Annotated in this window: 19 protein-coding genes; 3 read left to right on the top strand and 16 right to left on the bottom strand. The window is 44.3% G+C overall.

Annotated elements, in window-relative coordinates; genetic code table 11:
* Positions 1–68: 68 nt before the first annotated feature.
* The 15 genes from queA to CCC71_RS05255 form a co-directional block, all read right to left on the bottom strand.
* Positions 69–1,091, bottom strand: coding sequence for a tRNA preQ1(34) S-adenosylmethionine ribosyltransferase-isomerase QueA (gene queA / locus CCC71_RS05325; protein ID WP_226974217.1), 1,023 nt, complete (start codon positions 1,089–1,091; stop codon positions 69–71).
* Between the two features lie 100 nt (positions 1,092–1,191).
* Positions 1,192–2,715 (bottom strand): SpoIID/LytB domain-containing protein, encoded by a 1,524-nt coding sequence (locus CCC71_RS05320; RefSeq protein ID WP_295225149.1) that lies wholly within the window; start codon positions 2,713–2,715, stop codon positions 1,192–1,194.
* Positions 2,712–3,761, bottom strand: coding sequence for a Holliday junction branch migration DNA helicase RuvB (gene ruvB / locus CCC71_RS05315; RefSeq protein ID WP_021840937.1), 1,050 nt, complete (start codon positions 3,759–3,761; stop codon positions 2,712–2,714). Before ruvB ends, CCC71_RS05320 begins: the two co-directional genes overlap by 4 nt.
* Before the next feature lie 2 nt (positions 3,762–3,763).
* Positions 3,764–4,372, bottom strand: a complete 609-nt coding sequence (ruvA, locus tag CCC71_RS05310) for a Holliday junction branch migration protein RuvA (RefSeq protein WP_021840936.1) — start codon at positions 4,370–4,372, stop codon at positions 3,764–3,766.
* Between the two features lie 22 nt (positions 4,373–4,394).
* A complete protein-coding gene (gene ruvC, locus CCC71_RS05305; protein ID WP_021840935.1) occupies positions 4,395–4,895 on the bottom strand; it encodes a crossover junction endodeoxyribonuclease RuvC in 501 nt (166 codons plus the stop codon).
* A 164-nt stretch (positions 4,896–5,059) separates the two neighbouring features.
* Entirely contained in the window at positions 5,060–5,785 is a 726-nt protein-coding gene (locus CCC71_RS05300) for a gamma-glutamyl-gamma-aminobutyrate hydrolase family protein (RefSeq protein ID WP_021840934.1), read from the bottom strand.
* Positions 5,786–5,929: 144 nt separating this feature from the next.
* On the bottom strand, positions 5,930–6,724 hold the full coding sequence (trmD, locus tag CCC71_RS05295) for a tRNA (guanosine(37)-N1)-methyltransferase TrmD (protein ID WP_021840933.1): 795 nt from the start codon (positions 6,722–6,724) through the stop codon (positions 5,930–5,932).
* A gap of 57 nt (positions 6,725–6,781) precedes the next feature.
* Positions 6,782–7,279 carry a ribosome maturation factor RimM gene (rimM, locus tag CCC71_RS05290; protein ID WP_021840932.1) on the bottom strand — a complete coding sequence of 166 codons (498 nt, stop codon included), beginning with the start codon at positions 7,277–7,279 and terminating at the stop codon, positions 6,782–6,784.
* Positions 7,279–7,686: a YlqD family protein gene (locus CCC71_RS05285; protein ID WP_021840931.1), complete on the bottom strand. Its 408-nt coding sequence runs from the start codon at positions 7,684–7,686 to the stop codon at positions 7,279–7,281. The genes rimM and CCC71_RS05285 overlap by 1 nt, the downstream gene beginning before the upstream one ends.
* A gap of 13 nt (positions 7,687–7,699) precedes the next feature.
* A complete protein-coding gene (locus CCC71_RS05280) occupies positions 7,700–7,927 on the bottom strand; it encodes a KH domain-containing protein (protein ID WP_156704165.1) in 228 nt (75 codons plus the stop codon).
* Between the two features lie 21 nt (positions 7,928–7,948).
* Positions 7,949–8,212 (bottom strand): 30S ribosomal protein S16, encoded by a 264-nt coding sequence (gene rpsP / locus CCC71_RS05275; RefSeq protein ID WP_021840930.1) that lies wholly within the window; start codon positions 8,210–8,212, stop codon positions 7,949–7,951.
* A gap of 36 nt (positions 8,213–8,248) precedes the next feature.
* Positions 8,249–9,607: a signal recognition particle protein gene (ffh, locus tag CCC71_RS05270; protein ID WP_021840929.1), complete on the bottom strand. Its 1,359-nt coding sequence runs from the start codon at positions 9,605–9,607 to the stop codon at positions 8,249–8,251.
* Between the two features lies 1 nt (position 9,608).
* Positions 9,609–9,959 carry a putative DNA-binding protein gene (locus tag CCC71_RS05265; protein ID WP_021840928.1) on the bottom strand — a complete coding sequence of 117 codons (351 nt, stop codon included), beginning with the start codon at positions 9,957–9,959 and terminating at the stop codon, positions 9,609–9,611.
* A 567-nt stretch (positions 9,960–10,526) separates the two neighbouring features.
* Positions 10,527–12,695 carry a heavy metal translocating P-type ATPase gene (locus CCC71_RS05260; protein ID WP_021840927.1) on the bottom strand — a complete coding sequence of 723 codons (2,169 nt, stop codon included), beginning with the start codon at positions 12,693–12,695 and terminating at the stop codon, positions 10,527–10,529.
* 118 nt (positions 12,696–12,813) lie between these two features.
* The gene (locus tag CCC71_RS05255; RefSeq protein ID WP_021840926.1) at positions 12,814–13,083 is read right to left on the bottom strand and encodes a metal-sensitive transcriptional regulator; all 270 of its coding nucleotides are present in this window, start codon (positions 13,081–13,083) and stop codon (positions 12,814–12,816) included.
* Positions 13,084–13,395: 312 nt separating this feature from the next.
* On the opposite strand from CCC71_RS05255, the gene CCC71_RS05250 reads away from it, so the two are divergent.
* The 3 genes from CCC71_RS05250 (at position 13,396) to CCC71_RS05240 (ending at position 15,540) form a co-directional block, all read left to right on the top strand.
* Positions 13,396–14,028, top strand: a complete 633-nt coding sequence (locus CCC71_RS05250) for a YigZ family protein (protein ID WP_021840925.1) — start codon at positions 13,396–13,398, stop codon at positions 14,026–14,028.
* A 137-nt stretch (positions 14,029–14,165) separates the two neighbouring features.
* Positions 14,166–15,056 carry a LysR family transcriptional regulator gene (locus CCC71_RS05245; protein ID WP_021840924.1) on the top strand — a complete coding sequence of 297 codons (891 nt, stop codon included), beginning with the start codon at positions 14,166–14,168 and terminating at the stop codon, positions 15,054–15,056.
* A 208-nt stretch (positions 15,057–15,264) separates the two neighbouring features.
* Entirely contained in the window at positions 15,265–15,540 is a 276-nt protein-coding gene (locus CCC71_RS05240) for a thioredoxin domain-containing protein (RefSeq protein WP_021840923.1), read from the top strand.
* Between the two features lie 177 nt (positions 15,541–15,717).
* Here CCC71_RS05240 and CCC71_RS05235 read toward each other — a convergent pair whose 3' ends face one another.
* On the bottom strand, positions 15,718–17,067 hold the full coding sequence (locus CCC71_RS05235; RefSeq protein ID WP_021840922.1) for an amino acid permease: 1,350 nt from the start codon (positions 17,065–17,067) through the stop codon (positions 15,718–15,720).
* Positions 17,068–17,198 lie beyond the last annotated feature (131 nt).

The raw sequence follows: 17,198 nt of genomic DNA, 5'->3' as shown, positions 1-17,198 counted from the left end.
CGAATAAACATAACATCGCGTTGCTTGACTGTTAACAATGAAGCGAAGTATGTTGTGTCGCCAATCTGTTAGCGAATAAACATGGCGTCGCCAAAGCTGAAGAAGCGATACCGTTCCTTAACCGCTTCTTTATAAGCAGCTAAGCAATGCTCTCTGCCCGCCAACGCACTGATGAGCATGAGTAACGTTGATTGAGGAAGATGAAAATTCGTTATAAGCGCATCAACCATCTTATATTCATAACCGGGATAGATAAAAATCTGCGTCCAATCGTGACCGGCCTGAAGAACGCCATCCTTCGTGGCCGATTCCAAGGTGCGCACCGAAGTAGTACCTACAGCTACGATACGCTTACCGGCCGCTTTGGCGTCGTTAATAATTTTCGCCGTTTCCGCCGTTACCACATAGTATTCACTGTGCATTTCATGGTCTTCAATCGTTTCTTCCGATACGGGACGGAACGTACCAAGCCCTACGTGAAGGGTTACAAAGGCCAAAGTAACGCCTTTGGCTTTTAAGCGTTCCAATAATTCCGGCGTAAAATGAAGCCCCGCCGTAGGTGCGGCGGCCGACCCTTTTTCACGAGCATACACCGTCTGATAACGGTCTTTATCTTCTAATTTTTCGTGGATATATGGCGGCAACGGCATTTCGCCGATTTCCTGAATGATATCGTCGAAAACACCCTGTGCCGTAAATTCAATGATACGACCGCCAAAGCTTGTTTTATCCAATACTTTACCGGTCAAGCGGTCATCGAATACCAATTCCTGACCAATCGGGCATTTTTTACCCGGTTTGACCAAGCATTCCCATTTATTTTCACCACAAGGCGTGAGGAGCAATACTTCTACTTTGCCGCCACTGCCCCGGCGATGACCGTATAAACGAGCGGGAATTACCTTCGTATCGTTAAAGACCAACACATCATTGTCGGATAATTCATCAATGATGTCATAAAAATGATCCTTGTGAGCCACTTCACCGGTCACCTTATCAAGGAGCATAAGACGCGATGTATCACGCGGTTCCACCGGATGCTGAGCAATCAGTTCTTCCTGCAATTCATAATCAAAATCTGTTACCTTCATGGTAAAACTTCCTTCTTTCAAACTGTAGTTAATACGTTTTTTGAGATTACGCATATTTCCCATCTATCAGGCTTAGCTATGCATACCTATGCGAGATAAATTAATACGCTTTATCTATGGTCACACCCGTATAATAGTGCGTTAAAATCGTTTTGTAATAATCCTTAGCCGACGTAGGTGCTTTCGCCGCCATAGCCGCTGCCCCCCACTGGGACAGGCCTAAACCATGGCCCCAGCCATAACCGCGAATCGAAACGGTATCAGTTGCCTTTTTAAACGTGTGATAAGCTTTTGGATTTTTAAAACTATCCGCCGTAGACGGCACTTTCACGTTTACGTAGAAATCAAACAAGGTGGATTTCAAGCCGAATATTTTCATAATCGTCTCGCCCGTCAAAGTAAGCGTCTTTTTATTACCTACAAAATCCGCCGTCATAACTCGACCGGACACGCCGCGATCTTTAAACTTCATAGGACGCTGGCGCAAGGTACTGAGTTTAATTTCTTTAAGGGTGCCCACATCTTTACCGGCTACACGCAACTTCGCTTCCATTTCGGCCCGCGTAAGTTTAACGGTCCAGGCAAAGCTGTCGCCGCTTTGCTTGTAATCGGCATAATCCTTAACGCCGCGCAAATACGGCACATTACTGCCCCACACGTTTTCACTGTTTTCCGTGTAACCACCCGCATTGGAGTGGAACAAGGCTTCAATAGGCTGTCCTTTATACTGCACCACCATGCCTTTGGTATCATCCACGGCTTTCGTAGTGCTGTTAAATTCCGCTGCCTGACCGTTATAGACCTGATGATTTGTAGTCGGCTGCACATCGTAAGCTTTGGCAGCACTTTGTTTCATATTGTATAAAGCATAGGTGCGCGCTGCGACGGCCTGTGCTTTCAAAGCTTCTTGAGGCCAGCTTGGCGATACTTCTGCCGGTACCACGCCATACAAATACTCTTCAATAGAAACTTCATTAATGAGCATCATGCCGCCTGACGAAGTGGGCACAATTTTAATGGCGCCGCGATATGGTTTACTATCCAGCAAAATAGTGCCTTCTACATTGCCTTGCCACGATTTAATATAGGCAGAACCGTCTACAGTTTTGCCGTTTACCGTCACTTTATTATTTTTAACGCCGATTGTTACTGTGTCCGTAGCGGCAAACTTGGCAAATGGTGATTTATTACTCGTATACACTGCCAACTGGCCGCTACCGGCTACGGGCCAAGTACTGCTGCGCGTCGCCAATAAAACGCGAATGGCCGGAATATTAGCTTGCTGTGGCGTATTAAAGGCCGGCACTTTCGTAGACTTAGAGTTTGAAGCGGTAGCACTGTTTTTTGTATCAGTAGCTTTTGCAGCACTCTTACTTTCCGACTTCGTAGTAATCGTGGTAGTTTTCGTCGTAGTTACCGTATGGGTATCTTTATTCGCCTTCGTTACCACCGTTGTCGTCGATTTAGTTTCTTTTACCGGTGTTTTAATCGTCGTAGTCGTCGTTGTCGACTCAGACCCTTCTTTAGTGACCGTCACACTGGCCCCCCAAACGGGCACAACCGATGTCATCAAACAGCTTAAAACGGCTGCCAAAATTACACGATTTACTGCTCTCAATCTCATAAATCCCCCTGACTAGATGCATTAACATTCGGATTCGTAATACCCAAATGGTCGTAAGCCAACTGCGTCGCCATACGCCCACGACTAGTGCGAATCAAAAAGCCCAATTGCATCAAATACGGTTCATACACATCTTCGATGGTATCGCGCTCTTCACTGGTAGCCGCCGCAATCGTATCGATGCCGACAGGGCCACCGTTAAATTTCTCAATAATTGTTTTTAAAATTACCCGGTCTACCCGATCGAGTCCCAATTGGTCAATGTCTAAACGCTGCAAGGCATCATCGGCAATGATATTGGTAATTTCACCGTCACCCAGTACTTGCGCCACATCGCGGACGCGCTTCAACAAGCGGTTCGCAATACGCGGGGTTCCCCGGGAACGACGGGCAATTTCAGCGGCTCCGGTATCGGTAATCTTTGTATTCAATACTTCCGCCGCCCGTTTTACGATGAATTCCAACTCATCCTGCTTGTAATATTCCAAATGATTGATAATACCGAAACGATCACGTAACGGTCCCGAAAGAGCACCAGCCTTAGTGGTAGCGCCGACTAAGGTAAACGGTCTTAAATCGATGCGCACCGAACGAGCGCTCGGTCCCTTCCCGACTATAATATCCAAAGAATAATCTTCCATAGCAGAATACAACACTTCTTCTACCGTACGGGATAAACGATGTATTTCATCGATGAATAATACATCATGGTCCTGTAAATTACTGAGGAGCGCCGCCAAATCGCCGGAACGTTCAATGGCCGGTCCGGATGTAATGCGGAAGTTTACGCCCATTTCATTAGCAATAATGCCGGCCAAGGTAGTTTTTCCAAGCCCCGGCGGTCCGTATAGCAAAACATGGTCAAGCGCTTCTTTACGTTCTTTCGCCGCTTGAATATATACTTTTAAATTATTTTTTACATCCGTTTGGCCGATGTATTCGTGCAAATAGCGCGGTCGCAAAGAGAACTGCCAAGTGTCGCCACTTTGTTCTTCTTTACCCACCACGCGGCTTTGACTGTCAACCACACGTATTTCTTCTTTCATGACTACCTACCCTTTCCCAATTCAGATAATACGTCGCGTATCAATGTCGCCACATCTCGCTCACCATTATCCAATTGAGTGAGTATATCAACAAATTCCGATTCCCGATAGCCCAAGGCCATTAATGCGTCCGCCGCCTCACCGGCAATGCCGGTTTGCGCAACATGTACCGCCGTATCAAGAGCCGCCTGAGGGGCCGGTGCCGTCGTAAATTTACCGATTTTATCTTTTAATTCGAGCACCAAACGCTCGGCCGATTTTTTACCGATACCGGGAAGCTTCGTAAGTGTTCCCAATTCGCCATTCATAATGGCCACTTTGATACCATCCACGGACAGCCCGGACAAAATACCGAGCCCCACTTTTGGCCCGATACCGGATACGGAAATCAGCAAAGTAAAAAGATCATATTCGTCTTGTGTAGCAAATCCATAGAGCTGAATCGCATCTTCGCGAACACTCATATGGGTATATAATAATGCTTCTTGTCCTTCTATTAACGCATCGCGGGTGGTTCCGGAAATATATACGCGATAACCTACACCATGCACATCAATAAAACAGGAGCCTTGAAAAATCTGATTAATGATACCACGAAGAAAACCTATCATGAACTACTGCCTCCTACAAAATCTATAACTGCAAACGGCGCCGTAAGTCATCGCCATGGGAGCTGTGAGCAGTACAAATGGCAATGGCCAAGGCATCGGCCGTATCATCGGGCTTAATTTTCTCACGAATTCCGAGCATATTCATAGTCATATAAATAACCTGCTCTTTAGTTGCACGACCATAGCCTACTACGGCCTGCTTAACCTGTAGCGGCGTATACTCATAAATAGGGATGCGCCGTTGGCTGGCGGCCAACAAAATGACGCCCCTCGCCTGTCCTACGGCAATGGCAGTCGTTACATTGCGATTAAAAAACAATTGTTCTACGCCAAATTTATCGGGCCGGTATTCTTCCAAAATATCACTTAAATCATTGAATAATATTTCAAGCCGCATGGCATCCGTGTCCTGCGGCGTGGTTGTAATACAGCCGTAAGCAACGGGTTGCAACCGACTGCCGTCCACGTCGATAATGCCATAACCGCAAATAGCGGTGCCCGGGTCTATACCTATAATTCGCATAATAATCTCCTTCTAAAACTATTTATCTTTTTATTATAGCATTTATAGAACTATAGACCAAACAGATTAGCGAATTAATCACAGTCTATGAGTCATCTTCACTATCGTTCAAGCCCGCTATTATTAAAATAAGTCCGTTATGATTAGAAGTAAGTTTTCCTGTATTACATGCGTTCCTTAACTTTTGACACAAACGCTTCAAAAAGAGCATACATATCTTCGTGTTCACGCCACATATTTTCAGGATGCCACTGTACGCCCACTACGGACGCATCATTGTTTTCAATGCCTTCCACAATGCCGTCGAGACTGGTAGCCGTTACTTTCAATGAAGGAGCAACCTCACGAATCGCCTGATGATGGCGGGAATTGACCAAAGTATTTAACCCTAACACAGCATGTAAAAAGCTGTCCTTGGCCACGGTTATACTGTGAGTAGGATAGCCGCCGGGCGCTTTTTGGGAATGCTTAATATACGAATTCGGGCACTGCGTTTTGATGTCCTGATACAAATCACCGCCTAATGCTACGTTGATGATTTGTGCCCCTTTACAGATACCCAAGATAGGTTTACGCACCTTAACGGTAGCCTGAATCAATTCACGCTCAAACACATCCCGTTTATAATTCACCATACCGATTTCACGACGCGGTTCTTCACCGAATAAATGAGGATCTACATCGGGGCCGCCATGAACAATAAGACCATCATATAATTCAAAATAGTCTTCGCCGATGGCATTCGGTACATCCGGTAAAATAAACGGAATACATCCCAATGCACTGAGCACTTCTACCAGCTCACGAGATACATACGGTGCTCGTTGTAAATTGGTGCTGTTCGTAGCATCCATATAAGTATCGGCCGTAATTGCAATGCGTGGTTTCATAGCAGTCCCTCATTTCTAAAAACGTAAACTTCGGGCAAACAGGTAAATCAAGTCGGCTTAGCTGTAAGCGCCTTTAAAGCCTGCCGTCCGTCAAACTATCATTACATACATTATACAAAAAAGGCCTATGAAATTTCCACCTGTTTATGGTTTCCATAGACCTTGTTTTTCCAATTCTTTAATGGCCCGTTTTTCATCATCTGTAAGTTCGCGTTCCAATAAATCCGGACGCAAACGGCGAGTACGCAATAAGGCCTGCTGTAAGCGCCATGTGGCTATGTTTTTGTGATGACCGCTGCGCAATACTTCCGGAACCTCCCAGTCTCGAAAAACCGGTGGTTTGGTGTACTGCGGCCCTTCCAAAATAGGCCTGTAGAAGGAATCTTCAATCGCCCCCGAAGCAGCCCCCAGAACGCCCGGAATCATGCGCGCAACCGCATCAGCCACAACCATGGCCGGCAGTTCACCGCCGGTAAGCACAAAGTCACCGATGGAAATCGTTTCATCGATTAAATGCTCTTCCACGCGATAATCGACGCCTTCATAATGACCGCAAATAAGCACCAACTGGTCGTAAGTCGCCAATTCTCGTGCCTTGGCCTGATTAAAAGTACTGCCCGTAGGACCTAAGAAAATGACCCGTTTTCGCAGCTCTGGAGCAGGTTCGTTCGCTTCAGCTGATTCTGGTGCATCAACCTGTTCCGCTGTTTTTGCCAATACATGCTCCACAGCTTCAAAAATGGGTGGCGCCATCATGAGCATCCCGGCCCCGCCCCCATAGGGTGTATCATCCACTTGATTATGCTTATTGTGAGCAAAATCACGGGGATTCGTTACTTCCATAGTAAGGCGCTCGGCAGTCATAGCTCGCTTAATAATAGAATGGTCAAAAAAAGCAGCAAAGAACTCAGGGAATAAAGAAATAATGTCAATTCTCATAGTATCACATTATCCTTTCCGGCCTAAAGGCCTTTCACCTAAGTCTCGGCTGCTCTATTAAATCCATTCCGGCGGATCGGCAATAATCTTACCGCCTTCAACATCAATATCTAAAATTACATGTTCCAACACAGGTAATAATAAATCAGGCTGACCTTCCTGTTTGACTACATACACATCATTGGCGCCCGGTTGCAATACATCAGACACGGTACCCAGTACATGGCCCTTTGTATCTTCCACGGTTAAACCGATGATATCAAAAATGTAGTAACGGCCTTCCGGCAATTCCACCAACTGGTCGCGAGGAACTTGAATTTCCTTGCGAGCCATCAATTCGGCAGCATTACGATCCGGCACTTCTTTAAAAGTCGCCAAAATAAATTGTTTATGATAACGAGCGGATGTGATGTGGTATTCTTTACCATCAATGTAGCAGGCATCCATCGTCAAAAACCGATCGGGAAAATCGGTCTGCGGCATTATACGAAGATCACCCCGCACACCGTGCGGGGCAACAATAACGCCTATGGTAATCAGCTCATTCCGATCCATTATTTACGGAAAGCGACAATTTTGCCGTCTTCGAGCAAAATTTCAGAACCCATTAAAGCGTCGAGGTCATCCCCAACTTTAACCGTAATGGTCTGTTCCATAGTGCCCTGACTAATTTCAGAACCAAGTTCAAGCTTTTCCGCATCCTTTAATTTGGCTGCTACGTCCGCCTTAAAGTTTAAACGTTTTTGCTTTTCTTCTTCAATCTGCTGACGTAATTGAATAAGACCTTGCGCATCGATTTTAGCTTGTTCACTGAGTAAACGTTTAGCTTGGAATTCGATTTGCTGTAAGTCCTGTTCAACAAGATCCAAACGCTGCTGAAGATCGGCAATAAGCTTAGCTTTGAGCCCTTCTGTAACTTTCGATTTGATAGCTACAGGAACACGTACTGTCATTTCTTCCATGTTTTCTCACCCTTTAGACAATATCAACGGATATTTTTTTGTTTTCTTTAATAGCTGCTGCTTTTGCGACAGCTCGGATTGCTTTAGCAATTCTGCCCTGCTTTCCAATAACCTTACCCATGTCTTCCGGTGCCACGTGAACTTCATAGACTTCCACATCACCTTTTACGGTCACGGTAACAGAAACGGCTCCAGGCTGCTTAACCAATGACTTCGCAATTAATGTAATTAATTCTTTCATCACAGTATGCCTCTCTATGAATTACTTCTTAGCATCAGCAAATTTCTGCATAACACCGTGCTGTTTGAAAAGGGAACGAACAGTGTCGGTTGGTTGTGCACCATTACCTAACCAAGTCAAAGCTTTTTCTTCATCAATGTTGATAACAGCCGGGGACTTAGTAGCGTCGTACTGACCGATAGTGTCTACCGGACGACCTTCACGAGGAGCACGGGAATCGGCTACAACGATACGATAGAATGGAGCTTTTTTAGCGCCCAAGCGAGTTAAACGAATTTTTAACATGTATATTTCACCTCCTTGTAAGAATATCTTCTATGATCAACCCATAAACGGTAAGTTTGGCAGTTTAGGTAACATACCTTTTTTACCTTTACGCATAGATCCCATTTTTTTCATCATCTTCTGAGCTTCTTCAAACTGCTTGATTAAACGGTTTACATCCTGCACACGAGTGCCGGAGCCCATAGCGATGCGTTTACGGCGAGAGCCGTTCAATATTTTAGGATTCGTCTTTTCTTGAGGCGTCATCGATTGGATAATCGCTTCAATACGACGAATTTCTTTACTATCTAAATCTATATCTTTTAATTGATCTTTAACTTTGCCCATGCCGGGAATCAATCCCAATAAATCTTGGAATTTACCCATTTTGCGAACTTGGTTCATTTGCTTCAAGAAATCATCAAGCGTGAATTCGTTACGCCGCATTTTATCGGCCAATTCTTTCGCTTCTTCCTCATTTACCAGTTCCTTGGTTCTATCAATCAAAGCCCCCAAGTCACCGAGGTCGAGGATTCGAGAAGCCATGCCTTCCGGCCTGAATTCTTCGAGACCATCCATCTTTTCACTGGTACCCATAAATTTAATAGGGCGACCGGTTACGGATTTAATGGATAAGGCGGCCCCGCCTTTGGCGTCACCATCAAGCTTAGTCATAACTACGCCATCGATACCGAGGCGCTCGTTAAACGTCTTCGCCGTCTGTACCGCATCCTGACCGATCATGGCATCCACAACGAGGAGAATTTCATGAGGTCGTACGGACTGTTTGATGTTGACTAATTCCGTCATGAGGACTTCGTCAATGGCCAAACGACCGGCCGTATCGATGATTACTACATCTTTAAGCATGGATGTGCTCGCCGCGATGGCGTCACGAGCAATATTTACAGGATTGGCACCCGGCGTTTCATCGGCAAACACGGGAATATCTATCTGTTTACCAACCACCTGCAACTGCTTAATAGCGGCCGGACGATATACGTCGGCAGCTACCAACATTGGATGCTTACCTTTCTTACGTAAGTAAACGGCTAATTTACCGGCCGTTGTCGTTTTACCGGCCCCTTGCAAACCAACCAGCATAATTACTGTCGGCGGTTTGGAGGAAATGGTAATCCCACTCTGTACGCCACCCAACAGGTCGGTTAATTCGTCTTTAACGATTTTAATAACCGTCTGTACCGGATTCAAGTTCCCGTAGATTTCCTGGCCGATGGCTTTTTCTTTAATGTTATTGATAAAATCTTTAACAACGCCTAAGTTTACGTCCGCTTCAATCATGGCTAAGCGCACTTGACGCAGGGCTTGCTTCAGATCATCTTCTTCAATTTTGCCTTTACCTTTTAGGGATTTCAAAGCCTCTTCCAGTTTTTGGGTTAAATTCTCAAAAGCCATCCTACCCCTCCATCTGTGCAACTAATTGATATAATATATTGGTGGAAGTGCGGAACTCATCCCGGCCCACACTTGCTTTCAATCTGTCTAATTCACTACGCATGGCGCTCATCAAACGTTCTCGCTCTTCATACTGAGCCACCAAGTGCAACTTGCTTTCATACATTTCCAATAATTGTCTGGCCCTTTGCATATTGTCATATACAGCCTGGCGCGATACGCCCATTTCCTCGGCAATCTCCGCCAAAGACATGTCATCTTCATGATGCAGAACCAAACATTGGCGCTGACGCTCCGTCAAAAGAGCGCCATAGAAGTCTAACAGCAAGCTAATCAAAACTCTTTCTTCCATGTCAACTCACTCCTTCACGGTGTCAAGCTAAAAAACTTTACACGTTATTCTAACAGGGTTAATATGCCCTGTCAAGGTTTTTTCCTTAACAAGTGAAATAAACAGAAAAACACCACGATGCTCGCTTCATCGTGGTGCTTTTCTTTCTCGGTAGTGAATATTGAATTTTTATCTCTATTAGCGTACAGTTTGCAGCGCTCGCTAATACGGAGATTAGAAAATCGACTGAAAAACTGCTCGCTTCAGTCCCCCAGCTTCGTTCTCTACAGATAGTATATACCTCCCTCTCCATTTAGTAAAATTGCCTCTTTTTATATCTGTTATTACGAAAAGTAATAAAGTCTTTAATTAAGTAGAACCTTAATCTATATTGATAAATGCCGTTGTTTCAGACTTGTTATCTTCTTTTATGTTAACTGAATACAAAAATACAAAGTTAACCAATAATGAAAAATCGAGGTTAATTAAGATTAACCTCGATTTACGGAATTCACTTTAACTTGTCTTATTTAATTTTGCTTTTTACTGCGCCTTACTTTGAACCGCCTAAATCAGTGCTACCGATTATCAGTCAAGTTTAGCTCGTTTCAAGCGAAGCGCATTCGTAACAACCGTAACGGAACTGAAAGCCATGGCCGTACCGGCTACGATTGGTGTTAACATACCGATGGCAGCCAATGGAATACCTAGACTGTTAAAAATAAGCGCCCAGAAGAGGTTCTGACGAATATTCGTCATTGTCTTACGGCTTAAGGTTACGGCCTGAACCAAGGTGTTCAAATCATTACGAACAAGTACGATGTCGGCCGCTTCAACGGCAATATCCGTACCGTTACCGATGGCAAAACCGATATCAGCCAAAGTCAAGGCCGGTGCGTCATTGATACCGTCACCAACCATGCCCACAACTTTACCGGATTTACGCAATTCATCAATCTTACCGGCTTTATCCTGAGGCAACACTTCCGCCATAACATGGGTAATCCCCACTTTGTCGGCTATGTATTGAGCGGTACGACGATTATCACCGGTAAGCATCCAAACTTCAATGCCGCGGTTCTGTAATGTCTTAATCACTTCCGGTACTTCCGGACGAACTTCATCTTCTACAGCCCATAAAGCTCTGATTTCACCGCCAACGGCTAAGAGCGATACGGAAGCGCCTCGTTCTTCTTCGGCGAGAACGGCTTTTTCAATCGTTTCATTCATATACCCTAAGGACTGCATCCAGCGGCTGTGACCTAATTGAACCATCTGATTAGCTACGACAGCTTCAAGACCATGACCGGGCACTTCTTTAAAACCGGTAACATTCGGTAATACACCGTTACCCAATTCAGTAGTACCATACGCTGCCATAGCTTTGGCGATTGGGTGAGTTGTCAAACTTTCGATAGCGGTCATAATACCGGTGTTTACTTTTTCATCACCGGCGAAGTTAACAGTTTTACTTACCATCAAGGTACCTTTAGTGATAGTACCGGTTTTATCCAATACGATGGCATTTAATTTGCCGGCTCGTTCAAGGAATTCGGCACTCTTAATCAAAATACCGTGTTCAGCACCCAAACCGGAGCCTACCATGATAGAGGTTGGGGTCGCTAAACCTAAGGCACAAGGACAGGCGATAACCAATACGGCCGTACCGTGCATGAGAGCTACGCCCCAAGTTGAATCAAAACCGAAATACCATACGAGAGATGTTAATACGGCTAGGGCAATAACGGTCGGTACGAAATAAGCAGCAACCACATCGGCTACACGCTGAATGGACGCTTTGGAGGTTTGCGCAGCTTCTACAACTTTAATAATCTGCGACAACATAGTGTCGGAACCGATTTTTTCGGCGCGCATGGTGAAAACACCGGTTTCGTTAACGGTAGCACCGATAACCTTGCTGTCTACGGATTTTTCAACCGGCAAACTTTCCCCGGTCAACATGGATTCGTTAACCGCCGATTGACCTTCAATCACAACACCGTCAACCGGAACTTTTTCACCGGCACGAACTTGAAGAATATCGCCAACCTGAACTTCGGCAGTTGGAATATCTACCCACTGACCGTCACGCTGCACGTGAGAAATACTTGGTGTTAAGCCCATCAATTTTTCAAGCGCTTCGGACGTACGACCTTTGGCTACTTCTTCAAGGACCTTACCTAATAAGATGAAGGTAATGAGCCATGCGGACGTTTCAAAATACATGTCGTGGCTGCCTACATACATATTGTAAATACTAAATAAGTAAGCTACCGAAGTACCTAACGCAACCAATACATCCATGGTCAAGGAACCGCTCTTAATAGCGCTCCAAGCACCTTGGTAGAACACGAGGCCCGGACCGAACTGAGCAACCGTAGCCAATACCAATTCTACCCAATGAGGCAACATAGGCCAGCCGAATAAATGGTTACCCATCATGCTGACCATCATCGGAATAGCCATAACGGCAGCAATAATCATACGATATAATTGAGGTTTGTAATTAACTTTTTCAAGTTTCTGAACCCCTTCTTCAGCGAGGGTAGCACCAAAACCGATACCCGTAATAGCTTTAATTACGTCATCAGGGGTTACCTTGCTGTCATCCGTATAGGTAACACTGCCTTTACGGGTTAAGAGGTTAACCTTTACATCAGCTACGCCATCCATGCGACTGACGACTTTTTCAACACGACCGACACAGGCGGCACAGTGCATGCCGGTGATGTCGAATTCATTACTTTTTTGACTCATATATAACACATCCTTTTAACTCTACTGTATTGCAATTAATTTCGCTAATTCAAACGAATCATAACGCATTGTTTATTTCAATAAATGATACACAACTTAGTGTCAATTAATGAATTTATTACTTATGGAGTGATTTATAAACACCCATCAATTCCGTAATGGCATCATCTTCCTTGCCGCTTTTAATGGCATCCACTACGCATGAGCGAGAATGACTTTCTAACATTAGAAGGCCAACTTGATATAAAGCCGCTCTTACGGCACCTATTTGCTGTAACACTTCTACACAATAACGATGATCGTCAATCATCTTTTCGATGCCTTCTACCTGACCTTTGATACGGCGCAGGCGACGAGTTAATTTCTCTGTTTCCATATCTGTAAGCATCTTACTTCCTCCTTACTCTATCTTAACAACAGCTTAAAACTGCTGTAAAAACGAAAAGCATCGGGGATTTTCATCTCCTTCTCGATACCCCTATGGGGTATCTCATCTGTATATTATGTTATACCTTCACCCCCAAAAGGTCAACAAGGGGGTATTGTGCAATTGTAAAAAATTACGTATCATAAAATACATAAAACACAGTAGCTATACTTAGCTTTATACATGGTCTTTAGGCCATTATTCGCATTTAAAATTTCCGATTTGATAAATACTATCATCCAAAATTAAAAACATTTTTACAGGGGGGTATATATGAAATCCTATATTACGGTTGCCAAAGAGCATCGTATTGAATATATTGTAGAAAAATCCCGCTTTATCGCCACCGCGATTCCCTGCGAAACGGAAGAAGAAGCGCAGGCCGGTATCGCCCGCATCAACAAGGAGTTTTGGGACGCCACGCATAATTGTACGGCTTACGCCTTAGGCCCCGGCCAAGAACAACAACGCTCCTCAGATAATGGTGAACCGTCCGGCACGGCGGGTAAACCGATGCTGGAAGTTTTGAAAAAGACGGGCATCACCAATACCTTAATTGTAGTCACCCGCTATTTCGGCGGTATCAAACTGGGCGCCGGCGGACTCATCAGAGCCTATTCCCACAGTGCGGCGGAAGTCATTCACGATGCACCGAAAACACTCTACGCACCGCGCCAAATTGTAGCCCTTACCATCGATTACAGCTATTACGGCGCTATCGAACGGTTTTTACAAGAGCAGGGCTATCACTACGAGTCAGAATTTGCCGAACAGGTACGCCTTTTAATCTATGTGGATCCGGCTGATATAAATACGTTGGCAACTACCATGACTAACCTAACTAACGGTCAACAGACGTGGGAGCCGTTGGAAGAAAAAATGGTAGCCCTCCCCTACAACGATTAATCTGCGATTCGTTTATACCCCATGGGGTACTGACAAAACTCTCGTACCATAGTATAATATAAAGTAAACATATAGTAAAGTAGTACGCCCAAAACTACATGTCATGACAATCCGACTAAAACAAAGGGAGGATTCTCATGGACACATCATATTATTACAACTTCATTATCTTGGTACAAACAGGCAATATGACTCAGGCAGCCAACATCTTACACATCACACAACCGGCCCTGAGCAAACAGCTTAAATATTTGGAAGCCGAATTCGGTACGCCCCTCCTGCATATAAAACGCGGTCAACGAGGGGCTAATTTTCGTCTCACCGAAGCAGGTCGCATTTTCTATGAAAAAGCCCAACAATTATGTGCGATTGAAGAGGCGACCTACGAAGATGTAAAACGCTTAAACTCTGCGGTGGAAGGGACACTCCGCATCAGCTCATCCGCCTCGCGCTCAACGGGGCTGATACAGCAATATTTACATGCTTTTTCACAAAAATATCCTTCCGTGCACTACGAAATTTACGAAGGTCTCATGAGCGATGTTACGGAATCATTATTAAACGGACGCACCGAAATCGGTCTTTGCAATTCCCAAATGGTGGACACCAGCCGCTTCGATATTCTTTTTACCCAGCCGGAGTCACTCTATGCCGTATTTCGGAATGACGTATTCTGGAGCAGTCAGGAAAAAGACAGCCTCACGTGGGAGGAAATCGCCCGTTGCCCCCTCAGCCTATCCGGCGGATCGGTGCGCATGCTTATGCAAAGTGCGAGTCGCCTCTTTAACAACTTAAACGTTGTCTCTGTAACGACTACCAAGAGCTCCGCCATCGAATGGGCGCAGCTTGGCCGATCGGTCGCCATTATTCCCATGGATTCACAAGAAAAAGTACATGGTCGCAAAATGTCGCGCATTCGGTTACCCGAGTTGTCCACCGGTTTTCACAAGAGCTTTATCGTAGTCAAAGGCCATACGCCTTCTTTGGTAAGCAAGCAATTCTTGGAATTCTACCAAGGAACGATGTAATCGTAGGACTCTATTAAAAGATACTATTTGGGGATAATGTAATTATAGATTTCTATCAAGAGATTATGTAATTGTAAATCCTATAATTCTTGATATTTCTATATTTATAAAATTGAATATTGTATGATTTTGTGATACACTAAGGGTAGTGGTACGATAACCACTCCCTTTTTTGTTTCTATTATTAATACGAAAAGGACAGATAACTATGAAAGAAATTTTAGGATTCCATTTAAATGGTTGCCCTTATTGCAAAAACGCATTCAAAGCCATCGACGAATTAAAAGCTGAAAATCCACAATACAAAGATATTAAAATTAATTGGGTAGAAGATCAGGATGCTCACGAATTATTCAAAACTCATCCGTACGAATACTATCCAAATCTTTGGTTCGACTTGGATAAACAGTATGAAGCTCAACCGGGCGAATCTTACGACGAAACTAAACGCTTAATTAAAGCTGTTTTTGACAAAGCTTTATAATTCTAAAAAGCAACTAACAGCATAACGCAAGCAACCTAAAGAGTTCATTAGGTCATATGACCTAATGAACTCTTTTTTATACCCCTATAGAGTATCTTAACGTATTATATTTTCCGGATTATATTTTCTCTGCTATATATCACCAGTTCGTTTTCGCAATTCATCTTTGCTCAGATATTATGCAATTTCCTTTTTCAACTGATAAATCAAAAGCAACATGATGAACCATACCGGCGTTACAAAGAGTGCAACTCTCGTGGCCGGATTAAAGGCCAAGGTAACAATAACGAAGGCAAAGAACGCCAATACCAAGTAGTTCAAGAATGGGAATAACGGCATTTTAAATACGCTTTTCGCCGCCAAATCAGGACGCTTGCGAATAAACTTCATGTGACAAATAGTGATAATCCCCCAAATATAGAGGAAACAGAACGTGGACACACTGGAAATAATAACGAATACCCCTTCCGCCACCACATATTGCAAGGCCACAACGAGGCAAATTACGAGTACCGATAAAAACAAAGCGTTAGCCGGCACCTGTTTACTCGTCAAAATTTCAAGAATCCCCGGTGCATGATTGCGTTTGGCCAACGAATAGAGCAAGCGACTCGTACTGAACACGCCACTATTGCAGGCCGATGCTGCCGATGTGAGTACTACAAAGTTAACCATGGATGCAGCCCCGACGATACCGACGGCCAGGAAAACCTCAACAAACGGGCTGCGATCGGGATTTACGGAATCCCACGGGAAAATACTCATAATAACACCGAGCGCACCTACATAGAATAAAATGATGCGCACCGGAATGCTGTTAATAGATTTCGGAATAACCTTCTCCGGATTTTCCGTTTCACCGGCCGTTAGACCTACGAGCTCAATACCGGCAAAGGCAAACACAACCATTTGGAAGGATTGGATAAACCCGTCCATCCCTTTCGGAAACCAGCCTCCGTGACTCCATAAATTACTGAAGCTGGCAACACCGGCTGAAGTAGGCTGACCCGTAAGAATAAAATACAGCCCCAGCACAATCAGCGCTATAATAGCTACTACTTTAATACAGGCAAACCAGAACTCCATTTCACCGAATAATTTTACCGTCACAAGATTCATAAGCAGTAAAATAATCAGCGTTACGAGACTTGGTATCCATGCTTCAATGGACGGAAACCAATACTTAACGTAAATCCCTACGGCCGTAATATCGGCCATGGCTACGGAGATCCAACAGAACCAATACGTCCAACCGGTAACAAAGGCGGTTTTTTCACCCATATAGTCTTGCACGAATTCAATAAAAGTATGATACTCCGTGTTTGATAAGAGTAACTCTCCAAGGGCTCGCATCATCAAAAAACAAATGATACCGGTAATGATGTAGGCAAATAAAATAGCCGGCCCCGTCAAGGCTATGGAATGACCCGATCCTAAAAACAGGCCCGTCCCGATAGCACCTCCGATGGCAATTAACTGCACATGGCGGTTCTTAAGCCCCCTATTGAGGGTTTGCTCTTTCTCCAAGTGACTCACTCCTCTACCTATAAATTTTATATTTTCATATTATATCAATAAAAAACTTTCATTTCTATAGAGAATTATGAAAAATACAATATACATGAAGTTTGTGATGCCACTGCAGTATATCTAATATT

The organism is Veillonella sp. LMAG:90, assembly GCF_008679445.1.
In the GTDB taxonomy this organism is placed as follows: Bacteria; Bacillota; Negativicutes; order Veillonellales; family Veillonellaceae; genus Veillonella_A.
The sequence above is the reverse complement of the archived record's forward strand: the minus strand, read 5'-3'. Positions and strand labels throughout refer to the sequence as shown.